The sequence below is a fragment of the Arenibacter sp. F20364 genome (assembly GCF_023015905.1).
In the GTDB taxonomy this organism is placed as follows: domain Bacteria; phylum Bacteroidota; class Bacteroidia; order Flavobacteriales; family Flavobacteriaceae; genus Arenibacter.
Window position 1 is genome coordinate 1 of sequence record NZ_JALKBD010000043.1, and the last position, 18230, is coordinate 18230.

At 41.9% G+C, this 18230-nt stretch carries 10 protein-coding genes and 1 tRNA gene; 7 read left to right on the forward strand and 4 right to left on the reverse strand.

Translation table 11 applies throughout. The annotated features are described in order from the left end of the window. Positions 1–263: 263 nt before the first annotated feature. The 3 genes from MWU84_RS21485 to MWU84_RS21495 all read right to left on the reverse strand — a co-directional run bounded on the left by MWU84_RS21485 (position 264) and on the right by MWU84_RS21495 (position 9239). Positions 264–338, reverse strand: a tRNA-Pro gene (locus MWU84_RS21485). Then, on the reverse strand, positions 329–568 hold the full coding sequence (locus MWU84_RS21490; protein ID WP_246905617.1) for a GIY-YIG nuclease family protein: 240 nt from the start codon (positions 566–568) through the stop codon (positions 329–331). Before MWU84_RS21490 ends, MWU84_RS21485 begins: the two co-directional genes overlap by 10 nt. Positions 569–797: 229 nt before the next feature. Beyond that, positions 798–9239 (reverse strand): T9SS type B sorting domain-containing protein, encoded by an 8442-nt coding sequence (locus MWU84_RS21495; protein ID WP_246905620.1) that lies wholly within the window; start codon positions 9237–9239, stop codon positions 798–800. Between the two features lie 134 nt (positions 9240–9373). Here MWU84_RS21495 and MWU84_RS21500 point away from each other — a divergent pair, with 134 nt between their 5' ends. Both MWU84_RS21500 and MWU84_RS21505 read left to right on the forward strand, forming a co-directional pair. Further along, entirely contained in the window at positions 9374–10495 is a 1122-nt protein-coding gene (locus tag MWU84_RS21500) for a PQQ-dependent sugar dehydrogenase (RefSeq protein ID WP_246905622.1), read from the forward strand. A 45-nt stretch (positions 10496–10540) separates the two neighbouring features. Continuing rightward, the gene (locus tag MWU84_RS21505; protein ID WP_246905624.1) at positions 10541–10945 is read left to right on the forward strand and encodes a cytochrome c; all 405 of its coding nucleotides are present in this window, start codon (positions 10541–10543) and stop codon (positions 10943–10945) included. A 1-nt stretch (position 10946) separates the two neighbouring features. On the opposite strand, the gene MWU84_RS21510 is transcribed toward MWU84_RS21505, so the two are convergent. Continuing rightward, on the reverse strand, positions 10947–11762 hold the full coding sequence (locus MWU84_RS21510; protein WP_246905626.1) for an N-acetylmuramic acid 6-phosphate etherase: 816 nt from the start codon (positions 11760–11762) through the stop codon (positions 10947–10949). A 191-nt stretch (positions 11763–11953) separates the two neighbouring features. Between MWU84_RS21510 and MWU84_RS21515 the strand changes: the two genes are divergently transcribed. The 5 genes from MWU84_RS21515 to MWU84_RS21535 all read left to right on the forward strand — a co-directional run bounded on the left by MWU84_RS21515 (position 11954) and on the right by MWU84_RS21535 (position 18156). After that, a complete protein-coding gene (locus MWU84_RS21515) occupies positions 11954–13465 on the forward strand; it encodes a family 10 glycosylhydrolase (RefSeq protein ID WP_246905628.1) in 1512 nt (503 codons plus the stop codon). 72 nt (positions 13466–13537) lie between these two features. Next, positions 13538–14812: an MFS transporter gene (locus tag MWU84_RS21520; protein ID WP_246905630.1), complete on the forward strand. Its 1275-nt coding sequence runs from the start codon at positions 13538–13540 to the stop codon at positions 14810–14812. Continuing rightward, positions 14802–16367 carry a glycoside hydrolase family 3 protein gene (locus tag MWU84_RS21525; protein ID WP_246905632.1) on the forward strand — a complete coding sequence of 522 codons (1566 nt, stop codon included), beginning with the start codon at positions 14802–14804 and terminating at the stop codon, positions 16365–16367. Before MWU84_RS21520 ends, MWU84_RS21525 begins: the two co-directional genes overlap by 11 nt. 5 nt (positions 16368–16372) lie before the next feature. Beyond that, positions 16373–17035 carry a class I SAM-dependent methyltransferase gene (locus MWU84_RS21530; RefSeq protein WP_246905634.1) on the forward strand — a complete coding sequence of 221 codons (663 nt, stop codon included), beginning with the start codon at positions 16373–16375 and terminating at the stop codon, positions 17033–17035. Between the two features lie 44 nt (positions 17036–17079). Beyond that, positions 17080–18156, forward strand: a complete 1077-nt coding sequence (locus tag MWU84_RS21535; protein ID WP_246905636.1) for an anhydro-N-acetylmuramic acid kinase — start codon at positions 17080–17082, stop codon at positions 18154–18156. Positions 18157–18230 lie beyond the last annotated feature (74 nt).

Sequence of the window (18230 nt, forward strand, 5' to 3'; positions counted from 1 at the left end):
AATTCAGAGGCGTTAGAAATACAGAATTCTTCCTGTTTAGGTTAACTCAGTTATTTGCATAAATATCCAAATACCCAGAAATTAGGCATGATCCACTAAAACTCCTTGTTCACAAACCTTTTCATAGCATAACGCTTAAATAAATCACGTTCGATTTCAAATTTGAACTGTTTCAGGCAGTTTTATAGAGTTTTTCAAAAAACAAAAAACACTGAAAATCAAGTGATTAACAGTGTTTTTGCTACTACCTATTTCTAGGTTCGTCGGGGTGGCAGGATTCGAACCTGCGACCTCCGCGTCCCAAACGCGGCGCGATAACCGGGCTACGCTACACCCCGAAATGGTCATCTATAAAACGTTTTACTCCTCTTTTCTTTATACGTCGTTCCAAAACCATAACTTCGGATCGCGACAATACTTCAATTTGCAAAACCAATTTCCAAGGAACCCCACTCTTGGTAGAGGGTACAATTCCAAGGTTATGTCTTTTCAATCTATTTTTGATATCCGCAGTCTGACCTACATAATATCTTGAACGTTCCTCGCTATATAAAATATAAACGAACATCCAATCCTATTTTTAGGGTGGTCACGCCCAAAGCGTGACGACCTCCGCGTCCCAAACCTACAAAACGTAGTTGGGAGTAAGCCAAAAAATCAATATAAATGAAAAATACCATTGTTTTTTCGGACTGCAAATATAATATAATCCTTCGAAATAAAAAGTTATGTCACATAAAAAAGGACACTAATACTATTAGTGCCCTTTTCATGGAAAAATACAGGTAATAATTCTGTTATCTATAAAGGGTAAAATGCCCCATAAATTGTTGTTTATCCTCGTCATTGGCATTCACTTCATACCAATAATCTCCTGAAGGTACGGCCTTGCCATCATAATTACCGTCCCAGCCAGAAACCTGATCCAAAATGGCCACTACCCTACCATACCGATCATAAATCTTAACTTCTAGATTGGGGAAATAATCCCTATTTCCTGGATACCATTCATCGTTCATATTATCCCCATTAGGGGTAAAGAAATTGGGGACTACCAACATACCTGTAAATTTAAAAGGAATAGATATAGTAGCCTCGCAACCCATCCTATCTACCACTCTTACCGTAACATTAGTATCTTGGTTGGATAAAAATACGTTTTCTGTACCATAAGAATCACCTTGGAAGAAATACTCATAGTCTCCAAAACCTCCCATTGCCGTTGCTGTAACCTCATTTGGCCCCGATTTTATAGAAGTCAGGGTCAATGGCTCATATGCATCCAATGAAAAGTCGACGGAAGTAGCACAACCATTTTCATGATAAATATAAACAGTATGGTCACCTGCAGGCAAATCCCCAAAAGTAGTCTGGGTATTGGCCATGGCCATATCGTCCACATCCAATGAAAACAATAATCTAGGCATTAAACTCGCATCGGTCATGCGAATAGTAACGGTACTGTTAGGAAAAATTCCCTCACAACCGTATTCAACGATAGGTTCCGAACTAAGATCAACACCGATCATAATCGGAACAACCACGTTTGTCTCACAACCCATGGAATCGCGAATGAATACCACATAGGTTTCGCCACCCATTAGGTTATCAAAAAACAAGGCATCGTTTCTTTCAAAAACTTCGTCCCCAATTGAGTTTGGTCCAATAATTCTAGTCTCGTAATACTCTGCACCGCTTAAGGTGTCCACAAAGGGTGTTCCACCCATCACGGCCAGTTGTGCCGAGCCATCGGAAGCCATAATACAGGTTTCCGGGGTGGTATCTACATTGGCCACCACTAATTCTTCCGGCTCAGTAATGGTCACTTCCTGCAAAATATTACATCCCAGCTCGTCCTGTACTATTATCTCATAAGTGCCTGGAGGCAAATCGGTAAAAGTGAAAGTATTGGGATTTAATGGATCTTCCCCTTCAAAGAACTCACTCAAGGTGTCGGATATGGAGAAACGTATTTTTCCAGTACCACCACTGGCTTCAATAATGACCTGGCCATCTATATCTCCATAACAACTAACAGGCACCATTTCCAAACGATCCAATATCAATGGGTCTTTGGGCGTTATCAAAATTTCCCCGGAAATCGCCGTACATCCCAAACTAGTTGCATAGACATAGTAAGATCCCGGAGGCAAATCCCTAAAGATACCCGAACTTTGTGGCCCCCTCACAATATCAGTCGCAATTGGGAGTCTTGGAACACCAGGTGTTCCGCTATCCAAAATATTATTTACCAAGGTATAAATATAATTTCCTACCCCGCCAAAGGCTTCAGATCGCACAATGCCCGTAGGTTGTCCAGCACATTTGATATTGGCATCCACCAAATCAAGGGCTATAACCAAGGGTAAAGCCGGATCAAGATTAATTTCATTCGACTTCTGTTCCGGACAACCATTACCATTTTGCACATCGAATTGGTAAGGACCTGGATTAAGATTTACATCGGGTATAATAATCTCAACGGTAATTACACCAATTCCTCCGAAAGAAACAAAAGGATCTGTGGTACCAGACCTGCGATAGAAATACTCCATTCCAGCAATTGGATTTGCTATAGTCAATTCCATACGTCCCTCATCGCCACAACCTGGTGCCAAGGTTTCCACCAAATCTGCATCAACAGGAAGTGGATCCTGAATAAATATTGGAAGCGTCGTAAAACTACATCCCCACCCATCATAGACCACTATGGTATAATTTCCGGTGGGCAGGTTGGGGAAAACAGGGGATTCCTGTAATCCGCTTGTATTCAAAATATTGCCCGAGGTATCCAACCTATTCAACTGGAACAGATACTCCTCGCCGTCACCATTGATATCCTCTCCTCCGGTTACATTATAAGCTTCAATGATTCCATCGTTAGATCCTGGACACAGCAAAGGTTGTACAATTCTAATATCGGCAGCTATTGGTACAGGTGGGTTAATGGTGAAATCTTCCGTTACCACACATCCTCCAGAATCACTGATCCCTACGCGATAATTGCCACTTATTAGGTCACTAAAGACATTATTGGTAGAAAAAGGGGCAATAACTAGGTATACTCCCGGAGCAGTTTCCTGTTCCAATTGATATTCATAGCCTCCCCAGCCACCATCTCCGGCAACCGTTATTTCACCCCTTCCAGGTATAAAACATGTTACATCTGCGGTTTGCGATGGGGTAGGATCCAAAGGTCTATCCGGTCCGTGTACCGTAGTTGTGTTACTAACCGTATCACAAAATGGACTATCAACGGCCTCAACACGCACCAATAAGTTACCTGCTGGTACACCGACAATTATTTCTGGGGTGTTTATTGGATTGGCGGTATCAAAACTTCCTGTAACTCCAGTGGTTGTTTCCACACCGGCAGCATCACGGGAAAATACTTCATAATTATAAACACCTGTATAATTGTTGACTTCAATACTAATTTCCCCATCGGTTCCATTAAAACAAGTTACCGGTTTCACCTCATTGATAACGGCTTCTATTAGATTGTAATCGGGAACGTTATAAGTCGGGGTTACATACAAACAACCTCCATTTGCGATATCCCTTACCGCAAAAATATAATCACCGGGTGTATCCAAGTCCCAAATAAGCCTATCCGAACCACTGGTGAGACGTTCGGGCTGTGAGCCTAAGGGCAATATTTCAACACCGTAATCTCCTGGACCCTCATTAATAATAATTTCTACCGTACTGGCCATTACCCCCGATCCCGAAGCATCACAAGTAATTGGGGTAAGTTCATTAAAGCTAAAGGTTAGCCCTGTTGGCGGGGCCAAATTGACCGTATCGGTAATTTCACAACCATTATTGTCCCGTATGGTAACAATGATTGTCTGAGGTCCGCCATTATCTATAATCTCGAACGTATTACTGCTCTGGAAATTGGTCCCGTCGAATACGGCGGTACCATCATTGATGCTATAGGTGTAAGGTCCTGTACCCGTTAGACTACCCGTACCATCACCATTTGTATCGGCATATGCCGTTATCATTGTAGTATTAAAGGTATTACTGGCAGGGTTACATGTAAATGGAGGAGCAGTTGCCGCACCCATTAATGCCGTGGGTTCTGCAATAATAGCAGGTACCCGTGGCGATACACATCCCCTACTGGACACTACCTCAACCTCATAGTTGTCGGCCGTTAAATTATCGAAAATGGCATCGGCATGACTCACTACCAAGGTATTGGAACTATCGTATAAGTTATATACAAAAGGTCCGTCTGTGGCTGTTGTAGGATCCAAATCCACAGAAATACTACCATCCGCACTACCAAAACATGAAATATCCTCCTCAGTAATAGTATCTATTATAGGTTGATCCACCGTAATAATTTCTACCACAGCAGTATCCTCACACAATGGAGTAGTATTGGAACTTCTATCTGTAACCGTAATAGTGTAATTACCTGGTATTAATCCAGTAAAAACAGGATTATCAGCTTGAAAGGTAGTTGGATTTATTCCATCGTCCAACACATAATCAAAATCGCCACTACCTCCCGAAGTCACTACCGTAATAGTACCATCTGCATTATTACAGGAGGGTTCCGCTGTTGCACTGGCAGTAATGGAAAAGAAATCGTACACTTCAAAAGTATTGACTTCGGTACAACCGTTACCATCCCTTACGGTCATGGTATAAGTACCAGGATTGGGAACCGTGAAAAAAGGGCTGTCCTGAAATCCGCTACCCATATCGTACTGAAAAGTAGTCTCTGGGGCAGGGCCACTGTTTACCGGACTCGTAACCTCAACATTATAAGAGGCCACCACAAAACATTGATTGGTAACATTAATGGTAGGTACTCCAACTCCTGGATCCTCTAAAATGGTCACCGTAGTGAAAGAACTACAACCACTGGCATCCTGAACGTATACATCATAATCCCCTGGAGACAAAGCATAGTCGGTTGTTGCCGAATAGGCCCCTACAGCTGTTGTGGTAGGTACCACAGAATATTGGTATGGTCCAGTTCCCCCCACCCCTCGTACAACTAAATATCCGTTTGGATTATTACAATTGGCATTGGTATTGCTATCAACGTTAATGCTTGGGATATCTTGGGCAATAATTGCTTGGGCGCTTGTGGTACATCCCGTAGGTACGTCTTCAACCAACACACGATAATTACCGGGAGGCAAGTTAGTTAGCTGTCCTACGTAAGGGGTTCCTGCAACATAAGCAGGAACAGCTATTACTGCAGCTGGTGTAACAATGGCCCCAGTGGTGACATTAATTACCGTAATTTCTAACTGTGTGCCAGTATATTCTTCCACTTCATATTCAAATATTCCATTCCCGGAAACATCACAGGAAGCACTGGTTCCAGAGGCTGTTGCAGCCAATGGATTACTGGCATCTGATACAGGTGGAATTTCCTGCTGATAAATACAACCTGTTACCCTGTCCAGAACTTCAACCATATAGGCTACTCCATAGATGATTCCGTTTGTAGCGTTACTAAAAGTATGGGATGTAGCGCCAGATGCCATACTAAAAAAGCCTGACGGGTCGCCTACCACTCTTATATCATACTCTCCCGAACCACCAGCAATATTAACCGTATAGGTAAAGCCATCCGCACTGGGATCACAGCTTGCCGGTAATGGTGGTGGTACAGGCGTAATTGTTAAGCCTGTATGGCCCAAGGTTACCGCATCCCTATCTTCACAACCGGAGGCATCCCTAGTAACTACAGTATATTCTCCTTCAGGTAAATTGGTAAAGGTATGGGTGGCACTAGCGGTATTAACAACTGGACCAACAACATTTCCGTTCACATCCATTAAAGTGTAGGTATATGGACCTACCCCATTGGTATTACCGGTAATATCTATACTCCCTGTAACGACTCCCGCTGCACAGGTGGCATCGTTTGGTACTACCGTTGCATCCACTCCCGGATCTGGAGATCCTACCGTAAAATCAACATCTATAAAACATCCTCTGCTATCCCTAACATAATAGGTATAGTTGCCAGGTGAAAGATTTCCGTATACGGCCTGACTTGTATAAGTTGTACCATCTATACTATATTCGTATGGGGCTACCCCTACAGTTGTATCGGGCACCAGGCGTACTACTCCGGTATTGGGATCATCACAACGCGGATCCGTAACATCGGCGGTTGCTACAATTACATCAGTTGGGCTTATGGTTACCACATTGGTTTCCACCACACAACCATTGCCGTCTGTAATTTGGAACTGATAAGTCCCTGGACTTGGGGTTGTATATACAAAACTACTTCCTGCAATAGGTGTAGTAAGTCCATATCCCCCTCCATTAATATTCACTGCATAATTGGCATAAGGTGGATTTCCATTGCCAATATTTACCCGAATATCCGCATCACCTGCTCCTGGTACCAGGCTACAGGTAAGTTCTTTTTGTATACTTACAGTAGAAGTGGTCTGTGGCCTAATATTCCTTACAACATCATCCATACAGTTATTTCCATCCTTAACCTGCACGGTATGGTTGCCAGGGGTAAGGCCGCCAAAACTAGCACTGGCACCACCGGCTACCCAAGGCCCATTGTCTATTCTGTATTCGTAGTTCCCATCTCCCCCACTAGCGTTGACCACCATGGTAGTAGCATTGGAACTATCAAAACAAAAATCGGAGGCCCCAGTATCCAACACCAATGTAGGTGCCGTTAAAGCTGTAAAAGTATAACTTGCGGAAGCGGTACAGCCACCACCATCCTCCACACTAATGGTGTACGCTCCGGAATCATCGGTTAAACCAGTAAAATTTGGATTGCTCCTTGGTCCAACAGTACTTCCATTGGGCCTGGTAAGGGTGTATTGATATCCTCCCCACCCTCCGGAAGCATTCCCATTGACCGCACCCCTATTGTTGTTCTGACAACTCATGTCCGTCCATATCGGAGCTAAGGCCAAAGGTGTTGATGGTTCTGAAATGGTTAGGGTTGCCGTATCAACGCAATTGGTATCTTCATCCGTAACCGTTATGGTATAGGAACCAGCACTTAGTCCACCTACAGAAACTATATTGGAGGTCTGCCCGGTTACTACGGGATTTGCATCTATTTGATACCTATAAGTACCATTAAATCCGTCCACTATAAAACGGCCGGCCCCATCGCTATCCCCAAAACAGGTTACATTGGTCAACAACTGACTAGTAACTCCAATAGAACTAATATCGGTTATAGCAAAACTTTCTGTATAACTACAGCCCGCGGTATCGGTTACCCTAAAGGTATAACTACCAAGACCCAAGCCAGTGAAAGTATTGGATCCACCATTATTTACACTGGTCGGGGCTATAATTTCATAAGTGCTTATGGCTGCCCCCCCAGTTACCGCTAAGGAAACAGATGCCGTACCTGTGGCACAATCTATACTGGATACCGTAAAATCGATATCCGTAGGTTTGTTCAACGGACTAAAAACAATGGCAGGTAAGGTAGAAACACAACCATTGGCATCGCGTATCTGCGGGGAATATGTTCCTGCGGAAATTCCATTAAAGACCGTATTGTTCAGAATGAAGCCGGACCCAATACTATATTCATAGGGTCCTACTCCACCACTAACTCCTGAAAAGGTAATCTGCCCCCCACTTTCATTTAAACAAGTTGGGGTTTGAGTGGCATTGGCATTACCTGAAATGGTAGATGGGGTAGCTATGGTTCTATTGACTGCCGGAGTGGTACACGAAAAAGAATCCTGTTGATACCTTATTACTACATCATAATTACCAGGGGCCAAATTGGAAAAAACATTACTGTTCTGAAAAGTGCTACCATTATTTATACTGTATTCCAAATTATACCCATTACTGTTGGTAACGTTAACCGTTAGGCTTCCATTATTGGATCCCCCACAATTGGCATCTACAGTGCTGATATTATAAACTGGTGGTGGAATATTCTCAACGTCAACGGCAGCAGTTTTGGTACATCCATTGGCATCCCTAACCACTATATTATAGGTACCAGGGCTATTAACCGTATGTGTGGTGGAATTTGCGAAACTGCCCACAAAGGCTCCTCCATTTACATTATACTGATATGGTCCTGTACCTCCACTGGCATCTATGGTGATATCCACGGAAGTGGCGCCGCAACCAAAACTATCGGTTGCAAATGCAGTGGCATCTACAGGTACAAGTCCAGCTCCAATGGTAATGGGATTACCATTAATGGTACTTATAGTTTGGGTACAACTACTACCGGCCTGAACCGATACCGAGTAGGTACCGGCCCCAAGATTATTAAAGGTATGGGTGTTGGACCCATTGGGACCAAAGGTATTCATGGTAGCACCGTTTCTTATTAACCTATAGCTATAAAATCCGGGTACACCCGAGATGTTGATACTTATGCTACCCTTATCACCACTACAGATGATATCTACCATGGAAACATCCACAGTCATATCCACTTCGCTTATGGTTACCGTTTGCGAAGGAAAAACACATGCACTTGGGGAGGCATTCTTTAGTCGGGTATAAACCTGATAATTACCTGGTGTAAATATATCGAAATACGGATTGTCCTGATAAGGACCCGCAGCAGAATTAAGACTGTATTCATAGCCAGCAGGTACATTGGTCACCTCTACCCTTCCCGGGTTACCACAAATAATATTCTGGGTACTGAGCTGCGGATTCAAGGGATTGGAGGAAACCCTAAAATAATAAAAGGCCCCTGACCCTACCCTAACGCGATATTCCCCCGCAACGGAGGGATCACTGGCATCAAGAAAGTAAGTGGCACTTGTTACCGCTGGTCCATAACAACTATTATCCTTTACTGGACAAGTATCGGTTCCTACAAATGGACAACTTGCTGAAAGCTTCTGCCAGGTAATGGTCCCTGATCCGCTTACTGTTAGAGTTCTATCATCACCAGTTCCACAAAGGAAAAATTTGGCTAGGGTACTACCATCGTTGGTACAGGTCACCTCTTCGTTGGCCCCGTTGATAATGGTAGCGAACATCATTGGACTGGCAGTGAAGTCAGCTACTGATGCTTCTCCTGTATTAATAGTAGGGATTTCAAGTGCGTTGCTTATCTCAGCTTGACCAACAAGCGTTTCGGTCGAATTTATATTTTCAACCGCAGAAGCAACATCTGCTAACAGCTCATAAACTATTGTGTTTGCCTTTGATACACTAAACACAATGCTTAGTGCTAACAAAAGTAAGGCATAATACACATGCCGTGGTTTTTTTGGGAGCATAGGTTAAGTAGGTTTTATAAAATATATTTCGACTTGGGGAGGTCTAAGTATATTTTTAGTGTAATAGTTTTACTTATATTTTATATTTATCTTTAGCGTTCTAAGCTACATTATTAATTATTTAACGTTGAATTATGAAAAATAGTATCTCAATTATATTTATCGCCTTGATGTCTTTGAATTTATCCTGCGCACAACAAAATGAAAATGAGGTTAATAGCATAGATAATCCTCCGTTCACCGCAGAGCTAATAATCGATGAACTACAAATACCCTGGGGATTTACCTTTCTTCCCGATGGCAGTATGCTTATTACGGAAAAGACAGGTCAATTGTTCCATTTCAAGGATGGTAAAAAAAATATAGTGGACAATGTTCCAGCCGTATATGTTAGAGGTCAAGGAGGGCTGTTAGATGTTGTCCCACATCCCGATTATGCCAATAATGGATGGATCTATATATCCTATGCCTCTGAAGAAGGTGATGATAAGGGTGGAAATACCGCCATTATAAGGGCAAAGTTGAACAACAACAGCCTTACCGACACCCAGTTACTGTACAAGGCTACACCAAATACCACTAAAGGTCAGCATTTTGGCTCGCGAATAGTCTTTGACGATAAGGGTTATTTATTCTTTTCCATTGGAGACCGTGGGGACCGGGACGTTAATCCTCAGGATATCACCAGGGATGGCGGAAAAATATATCGTTTAAACGCGGACGGGAGTATTCCTTCAGACAATCCTTTTGTGAACACTGATGGTGCCAAAACGGCCATATACAGTTATGGCCATAGAAACCCCCAAGGTCTGGTAAAAAACCCCATGACCGGTGAAATCTGGGATAACGAACACGGGCCACAGGGTGGCGACGAAATCAATATTATTGAAAAGGGCAAGAATTACGGATGGCCGGTAATTACTTATGGCATCAACTATAGCGGCACCCCCATTACGGACAAGACTGAAATGGAAGGCATGGAGCAACCAATTCATTACTGGGTACCCTCCATTGCACCAAGTGGAATGGCCTTTGTAACTTCAGACAAATACCCGGAATGGAAGGGTAATTTATTAATTGGTTCCCTAAAATTTCAATATTTGGAAAGATTGGAGCTAAAGGGCAACAAAGTTGTTTACCGAGAAAAACTAATGCCCGAAATGGGACGTGTACGCGATGTAAGACAAGCCCCTGACGGTTTTATATATGTGGCCGTGGAAGGCAAGGGAATCTATAAATTGGTACCAAAGAAATAATAGTCCTTAAATTAAATAACGTATCATAATCTTAAAAACTAATATATGAAGCTTCTGCTTTTAAGCTATATTTCCTGCATTTCATTATTGACCTTTTTTTTGTTCCAGGACAAGGTATTAGAAGAAAGTATCAGTAGAGGTGCGGATATTTATTCGGACTTCTGTATAAACTGCCATATGGCGAATGGAGAGGGTGTTGAAAAAACATTCCCTCCATTGGCCAAGTCAGATTTTTTATTGAACAAAAGAGAGGAAAGCATAAGGGGCGTAAAATACGGCCAACAAGGCTATATATTGGTGAACGGGGTAGCCTATAACAATATTATGCCTCCCATGGGATTGGAAGATGAGGAAATTGCGGATGTAATGAACTATATCCTAAACTCCTGGGGCAATAAAAGCGACAGCATAGTAACCCCCGAAGAGGTTTCTATGAATGTCAATAAATAGCTTAGCCCCTACTGGCGTCAATGGCATTCTTTACAGATCCGTATTTCTTTAATAATTTTTCTGCCTCGGTATAATCAATTTTTAATTCCTCTACCAAATATCGGGTTCCACGATCTACCAACTTTTCATTGGTAAGCTGCATATTTACCATTTTATTGCCCTTTACCCTCCCGATCCTGATCATTAAGGCAGTGGAAATCATATTTAGCACCAGCTTTTGCGATGTTCCGCTCTTCATACGGGTACTTCCCGTAAGAAATTCAGGCCCCACATTTACTGCAATTGGAATCTCCACAACTTGGGTTAAGGGAGAACCTGGATTATTGGTGATACAGGCGGTTAACAATCCATGGGCGGCAGCTTCCTTTACGCCTCCAATGACATATGGAGTAGTGCCCGATGCCGCTATCCCAACTACGGTATCGTTTTTTGTAATATCAAAAGCTTCCAAATCCTTCCAAGCCTGAACGGTATCATCCTCTGCATTTTCTACCGCCTTTCTTATAGCCACATCCCCACCGGCAATCAATCCAATAACATGATCATGGGACAATCCAAAGGTTGGTGGAATTTCCGAGGCATCCAAAATACCTAATCGGCCGCTGGTTCCTGCTCCTATATAAAACAACCTGCCCCCCTTGTCGAACCTTTCCTTTAAGGCGTCCACTAGTTTTGTAACCTCAGGAATAACCAATGCTACAGCTTCGGCAATCAATTGATCCTCCTTGTTCATATTCTTAAGGATTGTTGCTGTATCCATCAATTCCAGGTCAGTGTAGTTTGATGGCAATTCGGTTATCTTTTTATAATCTTGCATAGTTGAATGTTTGATATATTAGTGCAAAAATAGTTTTTTAGTAGAAATAGACATTAAAATTAATTAAGGTCTATTTACATCAGTAATAGTCCTGATCAATATTTATCATTATTATTATCCTTTTACCCATAAATATTATAAATAAACTATTTTCGGACTGCAATTTATTTAAATCACCATGTAAAAGCCCCATGCAAAAAATTATTATTTTAATCTTCCTTATCCCTCTTACCTCCTGCTCGGTATTTAAAGCCCCTATACCAACCCCAAAACATGAATTCAGAGGGGTTTGGATAGCCACCGTGGCCAATATAGACTGGCCAAAAAGCAGCCTAGATAACATTGAAAAACAAAAACAGGATTATCTAGAAATTCTCGATTTTTATAAAGAACTGAATTTTAACGCCGTAATTGTTCAAATTAGGGCCGCTGGAGATGCCTTTTACCCATCCCAATATGCACCCTGGTCCAGATTTCTTACGGGCAACGAAGGAGTTGCCCCTGAACCATATTACGACCCACTTCAATGGATGATAGAGGAAGCTCATGACAGGGGAATGGAGTTCCACGCATGGCTCAACCCCTACCGCGCCACTTTTGATGAAAAATTGGAAATATTAAGCCAAGACCATGACTATAACCAACATCCCGACTGGATGCTTAAATATGGAAAAAAATATTATTACAATCCAGGATTGCCAGAAGTTCAACAGCATTTAACAAATATCATGGGAGAAGTGGTCGCCAACTACGATGTAGATGCCGTTCACTTCGACGACTATTTTTACCCTTATAAAATAACCGATGAGGCTTTTAAGGATACTGAAACATACACCAAATACGCCCTACCCCAACAATCCTTGGAAGATTGGAGAAGAAGTAATATCGATAGTTTGGTGCATAAAGTTCATAAAACCATAAAAAGCAAAAAACCCTGGGTACAATTCGGTATCAGTCCCTTTGGAGTTTGGAAAAATAACAGTACCGATCCACGCGGATCGGATACCAAAGCCGGGCAGACTACCTATGAGGACCTATATGCAGATCCCTTGTTATGGATGGAAAAAGGTTGGTTGGATTATTTGGTGCCCCAAGTTTATTGGAGCATGGATCTACCCGTAGCATCCCATAAAAAGATTGTTGACTGGTGGTCCAAAAACAGTATGAACACCAATCTGTATATTGGCAACGGACCTTACAAAATAAGAAACAATAGCGACAAAGCTTGGGAAAACAAAAAAGAACTTCCTAACCAATTAAGATTCGCAAGGGAGGATAAAAATGTTGCTGGCAATGTTTTTTTCAGCGCCAAATCCTTAATGTCAAACAAAGAGGATGTGCTAAAAATATTGAAGAAAAAATACTACCAAAATATTGCTTTGCCCCCTACTTCGCCTTTACAAAAAAATGGATTTCAGAATGTAATTATTGAAACACAATTTCAAGAAAAAGATGGGCTTTTACATTTCAGCATTCCATCTAAGGAAAGACAGAATTTAAGATACGCTTTAGTGTACCTTGCAAAAAAAGAATCAAAATTAACGCTGGAAAACACGGATAAATTAGTGGCAAAAATACCGTTATCGGAATCCGGAAATTTCAGTTTTGACAGTTCGGTGTTCAAAGGAAAAAAACTTTTGGCCTTAACCTTTATAAATAATCTTGGACAGGAAAGCAAGCCCAAAATCATCAGCTTAAATTAAAGTCAAAGAAGGTTTTATTTCCTCACAACAAACAAGATAATAATCAATTTTAGAACATAAAAAACAGATAAAATGATTCAAAAAGACAAGTGGGCATGGGCATGGGTCCCTGTTTTATACTTTACACAGGGAATTCCCTACGTACTTGTAGTAACAGTTTCTGTGATAATGTATAAAAAACTGGGTATCAGCAATTCAGATATCGGTTTATACACAAGTTGGTTGTACCTTCCATGGGTATTAAAACCCCTATGGAGTCCGTTTGTAGACCTAAATGGCACCAAACGAAAATGGTTTTTGAGCATGCAATTAATAATTTCACTTGCCATCCTGGGCGTGGGGTTAACCGTCCCTACTTCCGTATTTTTTACCACTACTTTGGCTTGTTTTTGGATGGCGGCTTTTGCATCCGCAACCAACGATATTGCATCGGACGGATACTATATGTTGGGACTAACAGAAAAAAAACAGGCCTTCTTTGTAGGCATGCGAAGTACCTTTTATCGCTTGGCCATGATCACCGGTCAAGGACTCATTGTAATCCTAGCTGGATTTCTGGAAAACTATTATGGGGACAACACAAAAGCATGGTCTGTCACCATGATTGCCGCTGCCATTTTAATGTTGGCATTGACAATTGCCAACTTTTTTGTCACTCCAAAATATGAAACTTCCGAAGCCATTGTTCAAGTAAAACCGGAAGGATTTTTAGACGTATTTATTTCCTTTTTTAAGAAACCCAATATTGGAATAGCTTTGGCCTTTATTTTAAGTTACCGTCTAGGGGAATCCCAATTGGTGAAAATGGCCGCACCCTTTTTGTTGGACAAAACCTCAGCGGGCGGATTGGAATATTCCACCGAAGCGGTCGGGACCATTTATGGAACAGTAGGTATAATTATGTTATCGTTGGGCGGGATACTTGGTGGCATCCTAATTTCCAAGGACGGCTTAAAAAAATGGATGCTGCCCATGGTCCTGTCCCTCAATCTGCCAAATGCCATGTACGCCTTTTTGGCCTTGACGAAAACAACTAGTATAGTGGCAGTTGTGGCAACAGTGGTTTTGGAACAGTTTGGTTATGGCTTTGGATTTGCCGCCTTCCTGATCTTCTTGATATATATTGCCGAGGGAATTTCCAAAACCTCACATTATGCCATAGCCACCGGATTTATGGCCTTGGGGATGATGCTGCCCGGAATGGCAAGTGGTTATATACAGGAATGGCTAGGATATGGAGGCTTTTTTGTCTGGGTGGTCATTGCTGCACTACCATCGCTTTTTCTTTTAAAATTAATTAAATACCCAGCCGATTATGGCAAAAAAAATGATACCAATGTTGTTTAATATATCCCCCTATAAAACTGCCACTAACCAACTTGCCCTAAGGGAAAAAGTTGGTCAATTCTTTATGCCTGCCGCCTTCATTAATGATACCGAAGAAGAAATCCGGGAATTGGAAACTCTAATCGGTAAATACCATGTGGGGGGACTCTGCTTTTTTCACAGTAGGGCCAGTGCCGCAACCAATTTTGAAGGAAAAAAGAAAATTGTTTACAATGAACAAAGCCTTACTACACTTAAAAATCTAATCCGTAGGTATCAAAAGGCGGCAAAATATCCGCTGCTCATCAGTATTGATGCCGAATGGGGATTGGCCATGCGCATTGAAAATACACCTCAACATCCGTATGCGATTACCTTGGGAGCCATAAAAAACAAGGAGGATTTAATTTTTAAGGTAGGTCAACAAATAGCCATCGATTGCAGAGAAGCCGGAATTCATTGGAATTTGGCCCCAGTAGTAGACATCAATAACAACCCCAACAATCCTGTAATCGGATACCGATCATTTGGGGGGGATAAATTAAACGTCACCAAAAAGGCCATGGCTTTTATCGAAGGGACAAAAAGTGCTGGAGTTCTTAGCTGCATCAAACATTTTCCCGGGCATGGGGATACGGCTACGGATTCCCATCTTGGCCTACCTATTATTAACAAGTCCAAGGAAGCCCTATTGGAAAACGAGCTATATACCTTTAGGGAAACGATAAAAAATGGAGTGGATAGCGTTATGGTGGGTCATTTATCCGTACCCTCGTTGGATAATGGCGAAGGTACTCCGGCCACAATTTCCAAAACCATTATTACAGACCTCCTTCGTCAGGAACTCAATTTTAATGGCGTGGTTATTTCCGATGCCTTGAACATGCATAGCGTTAGTAAGATGTTTCCCGAAAAAGGGCAATTGGAATGGCGCGCTTTTGATGCCGGAAATGACATCCTTTGTTTTGCTGAGAATACAGAGGAAGGCATTCAAAAAATAATGGGAAATGCAGACCCAAGCGAAATAGAAGAACGTTTTAAACGGGTATGGAAACTAAAGGAACAAGCCTTTGTTTCACTGCCCCTGCCCAGCACAAACAAAGAGGAACAGTCATCTTTAAACAAACAGCTGGCCTCGGAAAGCCTTACCTTGTTAACAGGGGACAGGGGCATTATTAACGATTTTAAAAGGGAAGGATTTAATTGTCTTTCCCTTGGAGACTCAATCCATAAAACCTTTGTGCAAGCCGCCTCCAAGATTGCCGGTAAGGGGCCAAAAAATGAGGATAACATTTTAATAGCGTTATATCCCCCAAAAGTTAAGCCGCAGAATAATTTTGATCTCAAAACTGAGGAATTGGACCAGCTGCAGCACTTGTTAAAAACAAAGAAGGTTATTCTATATGTATTTGGAAATCCTTATGTACTTAACCTCATTGAGTATAAGACTGCCAAAGCAGTGGTATTGGGATATCAAAATTTCATTGAGTTTCAAGATAATGCCCTGGCCCATTTCACGGGCGCAATTAATGCTAAAGGGACATTACCTGTTACCATTAATCTAAAAGAGCTTTAAAGACAATGGAGAACGACATTATCAAATCCTGGAATAAAAATGCCCTTGAGTGGATCAAGGTAATCGACAATGCCGATATAGAATCCAGAAAGTTCACCAATAAGGCCATATTGGAACTTATTGGCAATTCCCCTGCCATTAAAATTTTGGACGTAGGCTGCGGGGAGGGGTGGCTCACCAGGAGCCTTGGAACCATGGGAAAATTTGCAGTAGGATTGGATGCCATTCCCCAATTACTGGATAATGCGAAAAAAAAAGGAGAAGGTACCTATTATCAATTGTCCTATGAAGATATTATTTTGGGAAACCCCATTTCGGAATCACCATATGACGCGGCTGTTTTTAACTTTTGCCTTTATCAGAGGGAAGGGTTGAGCCAGCTCCTAAAACAAGTGAAAAAATCGCTCACGGAAAATGGGTATATCGCCATACAGACACTTCACCCCTTCTTCTTGGTACAAAATAACATGGAGTACAAAAGCCAATGGATCAACAATTCCTGGAAAGGACTTCCTGGGAATTTCACCGATGGTCATCCTTGGTATGCACGTACCTTTGAATCATGGATGTCCGTATTCAAAAAAGCCGGATTGCAATTACACCAATTACAGGAAGTGACCAATGATGATAATAAGCCCGTTTCGGTGATCTTTGTACTATCCGAATAATTCCAGGGCACCCTTATGAACCACAATAACATCAATAATTAAAAATGAAAACATATAAAGTCATAGGGTTAATGTCCGGAACTTCCTTGGACGGCTTGGACCTGGCGTACTGCCATATATGGGAAACTCCCACAAGTTGGGATTTCGAAATTAAACAGACTCACAGTGTTTCCTACAGCGAGGAAATGCAGGCAAAACTTAAAAACTCCATTTACCTGCCGGCAGACCAATTGCTACAATTCCATAATTCCTATGGCAGCTGGCTAGGGCTACAGGCCATGGATTTTATTGAAGCTCATACCCTGGAAGTAGATTTTATTGCCAGTCACGGCCACACCACCCACCACCAGCCGCAAAACGGACTCACCTTTCAAATAGGTTCGGGCCAACATTTGGCCAATGAGAGCGCCACAAAGGTTATTTGCGATTTCCGGACCAACGACGTGGCTTTGGGTGGACAAGGTGCGCCTTTAGTACCTATTGGGGATCAGCTCTTTTTTGGCCAATACGATTATTGTCTAAATCTGGGTGGAATAAGCAACATATCTTTCGAACAGAACGGCAAAAGATTGGCCTATGATATAGGTCTGGCCAATATGATCCTCAACCATATTACCAAAAAAATCAATCTTGAATACGATAAAGGGGGCACTTTGGCAAAGACCGGAAAGATAAACCAAGGCATGTTGGACCAATTGAACGGCCTGGAATTCTATAAATTGCCCTTTCCTAAATCCATTGGCTTCGAATGGTTTGTAGAAAAAGTAGTCCCTATTGTTGACAATACCAAGGACAGTATTGAAAATTTGCTACATACTGCCGTTCATCATATATGCGAACAGATAGCCATTCAAGTAAAGGGGCATGGGAATAAAACAAATAAGAGCTTATTTGTTACTGGTGGTGGAGCTTTAAACACTTTCCTAATGGATTGTTTACAGGAAAAACTTGGGGAGGAAACTAAAGTTGTTTCACCCTCTAAAACCTTGATAGAATTTAAAGAAGCTCTGGTATTCGCACTTATGGGAGTCTTGCGGGAAGAACAGAAACCCAACTGCCTAAGTTCCGTGACAGGAGCTAAAAGGGACTCATTTGGGGGTGTAATTTATTTACCGGCCTAAAACATATCGTTTGGTATATTAAATCAAAACCTTATCTTGGTTACTTAATTATTACCTCTTTACAAAACCAAAGA

What these genes read in the sequence shown, in the direction of transcription:
- MWU84_RS21490 (WP_246905617.1), bottom strand. Translation starts at nt 568, where the DNA reads ATGTTCGTTTATATTTTATATAGCGAGGAACGTTCAAGATATTATGTA.
- MWU84_RS21495 (WP_246905620.1), bottom strand. Translation starts at nt 9,239, where the DNA reads ATGCTCCCAAAAAAACCACGGCATGTGTATTATGCCTTACTTTTGTTA.
- MWU84_RS21500 (WP_246905622.1), top strand. Translation starts at nt 9,374, where the DNA reads ATGAAAAATAGTATCTCAATTATATTTATCGCCTTGATGTCTTTGAAT.
- MWU84_RS21505 (WP_246905624.1), top strand. Translation starts at nt 10,541, where the DNA reads ATGAAGCTTCTGCTTTTAAGCTATATTTCCTGCATTTCATTATTGACC.
- MWU84_RS21510 (WP_246905626.1), bottom strand. Translation starts at nt 11,762, where the DNA reads ATGCAAGATTATAAAAAGATAACCGAATTGCCATCAAACTACACTGAC.
- MWU84_RS21515 (WP_246905628.1), top strand. Translation starts at nt 11,954, where the DNA reads ATGCAAAAAATTATTATTTTAATCTTCCTTATCCCTCTTACCTCCTGC.
- MWU84_RS21520 (WP_246905630.1), top strand. Translation starts at nt 13,538, where the DNA reads ATGATTCAAAAAGACAAGTGGGCATGGGCATGGGTCCCTGTTTTATAC.
- MWU84_RS21525 (WP_246905632.1), top strand. Translation starts at nt 14,802, where the DNA reads ATGTTGTTTAATATATCCCCCTATAAAACTGCCACTAACCAACTTGCC.
- MWU84_RS21530 (WP_246905634.1), top strand. Translation starts at nt 16,373, where the DNA reads ATGGAGAACGACATTATCAAATCCTGGAATAAAAATGCCCTTGAGTGG.
- MWU84_RS21535 (WP_246905636.1), top strand. Translation starts at nt 17,080, where the DNA reads ATGAAAACATATAAAGTCATAGGGTTAATGTCCGGAACTTCCTTGGAC.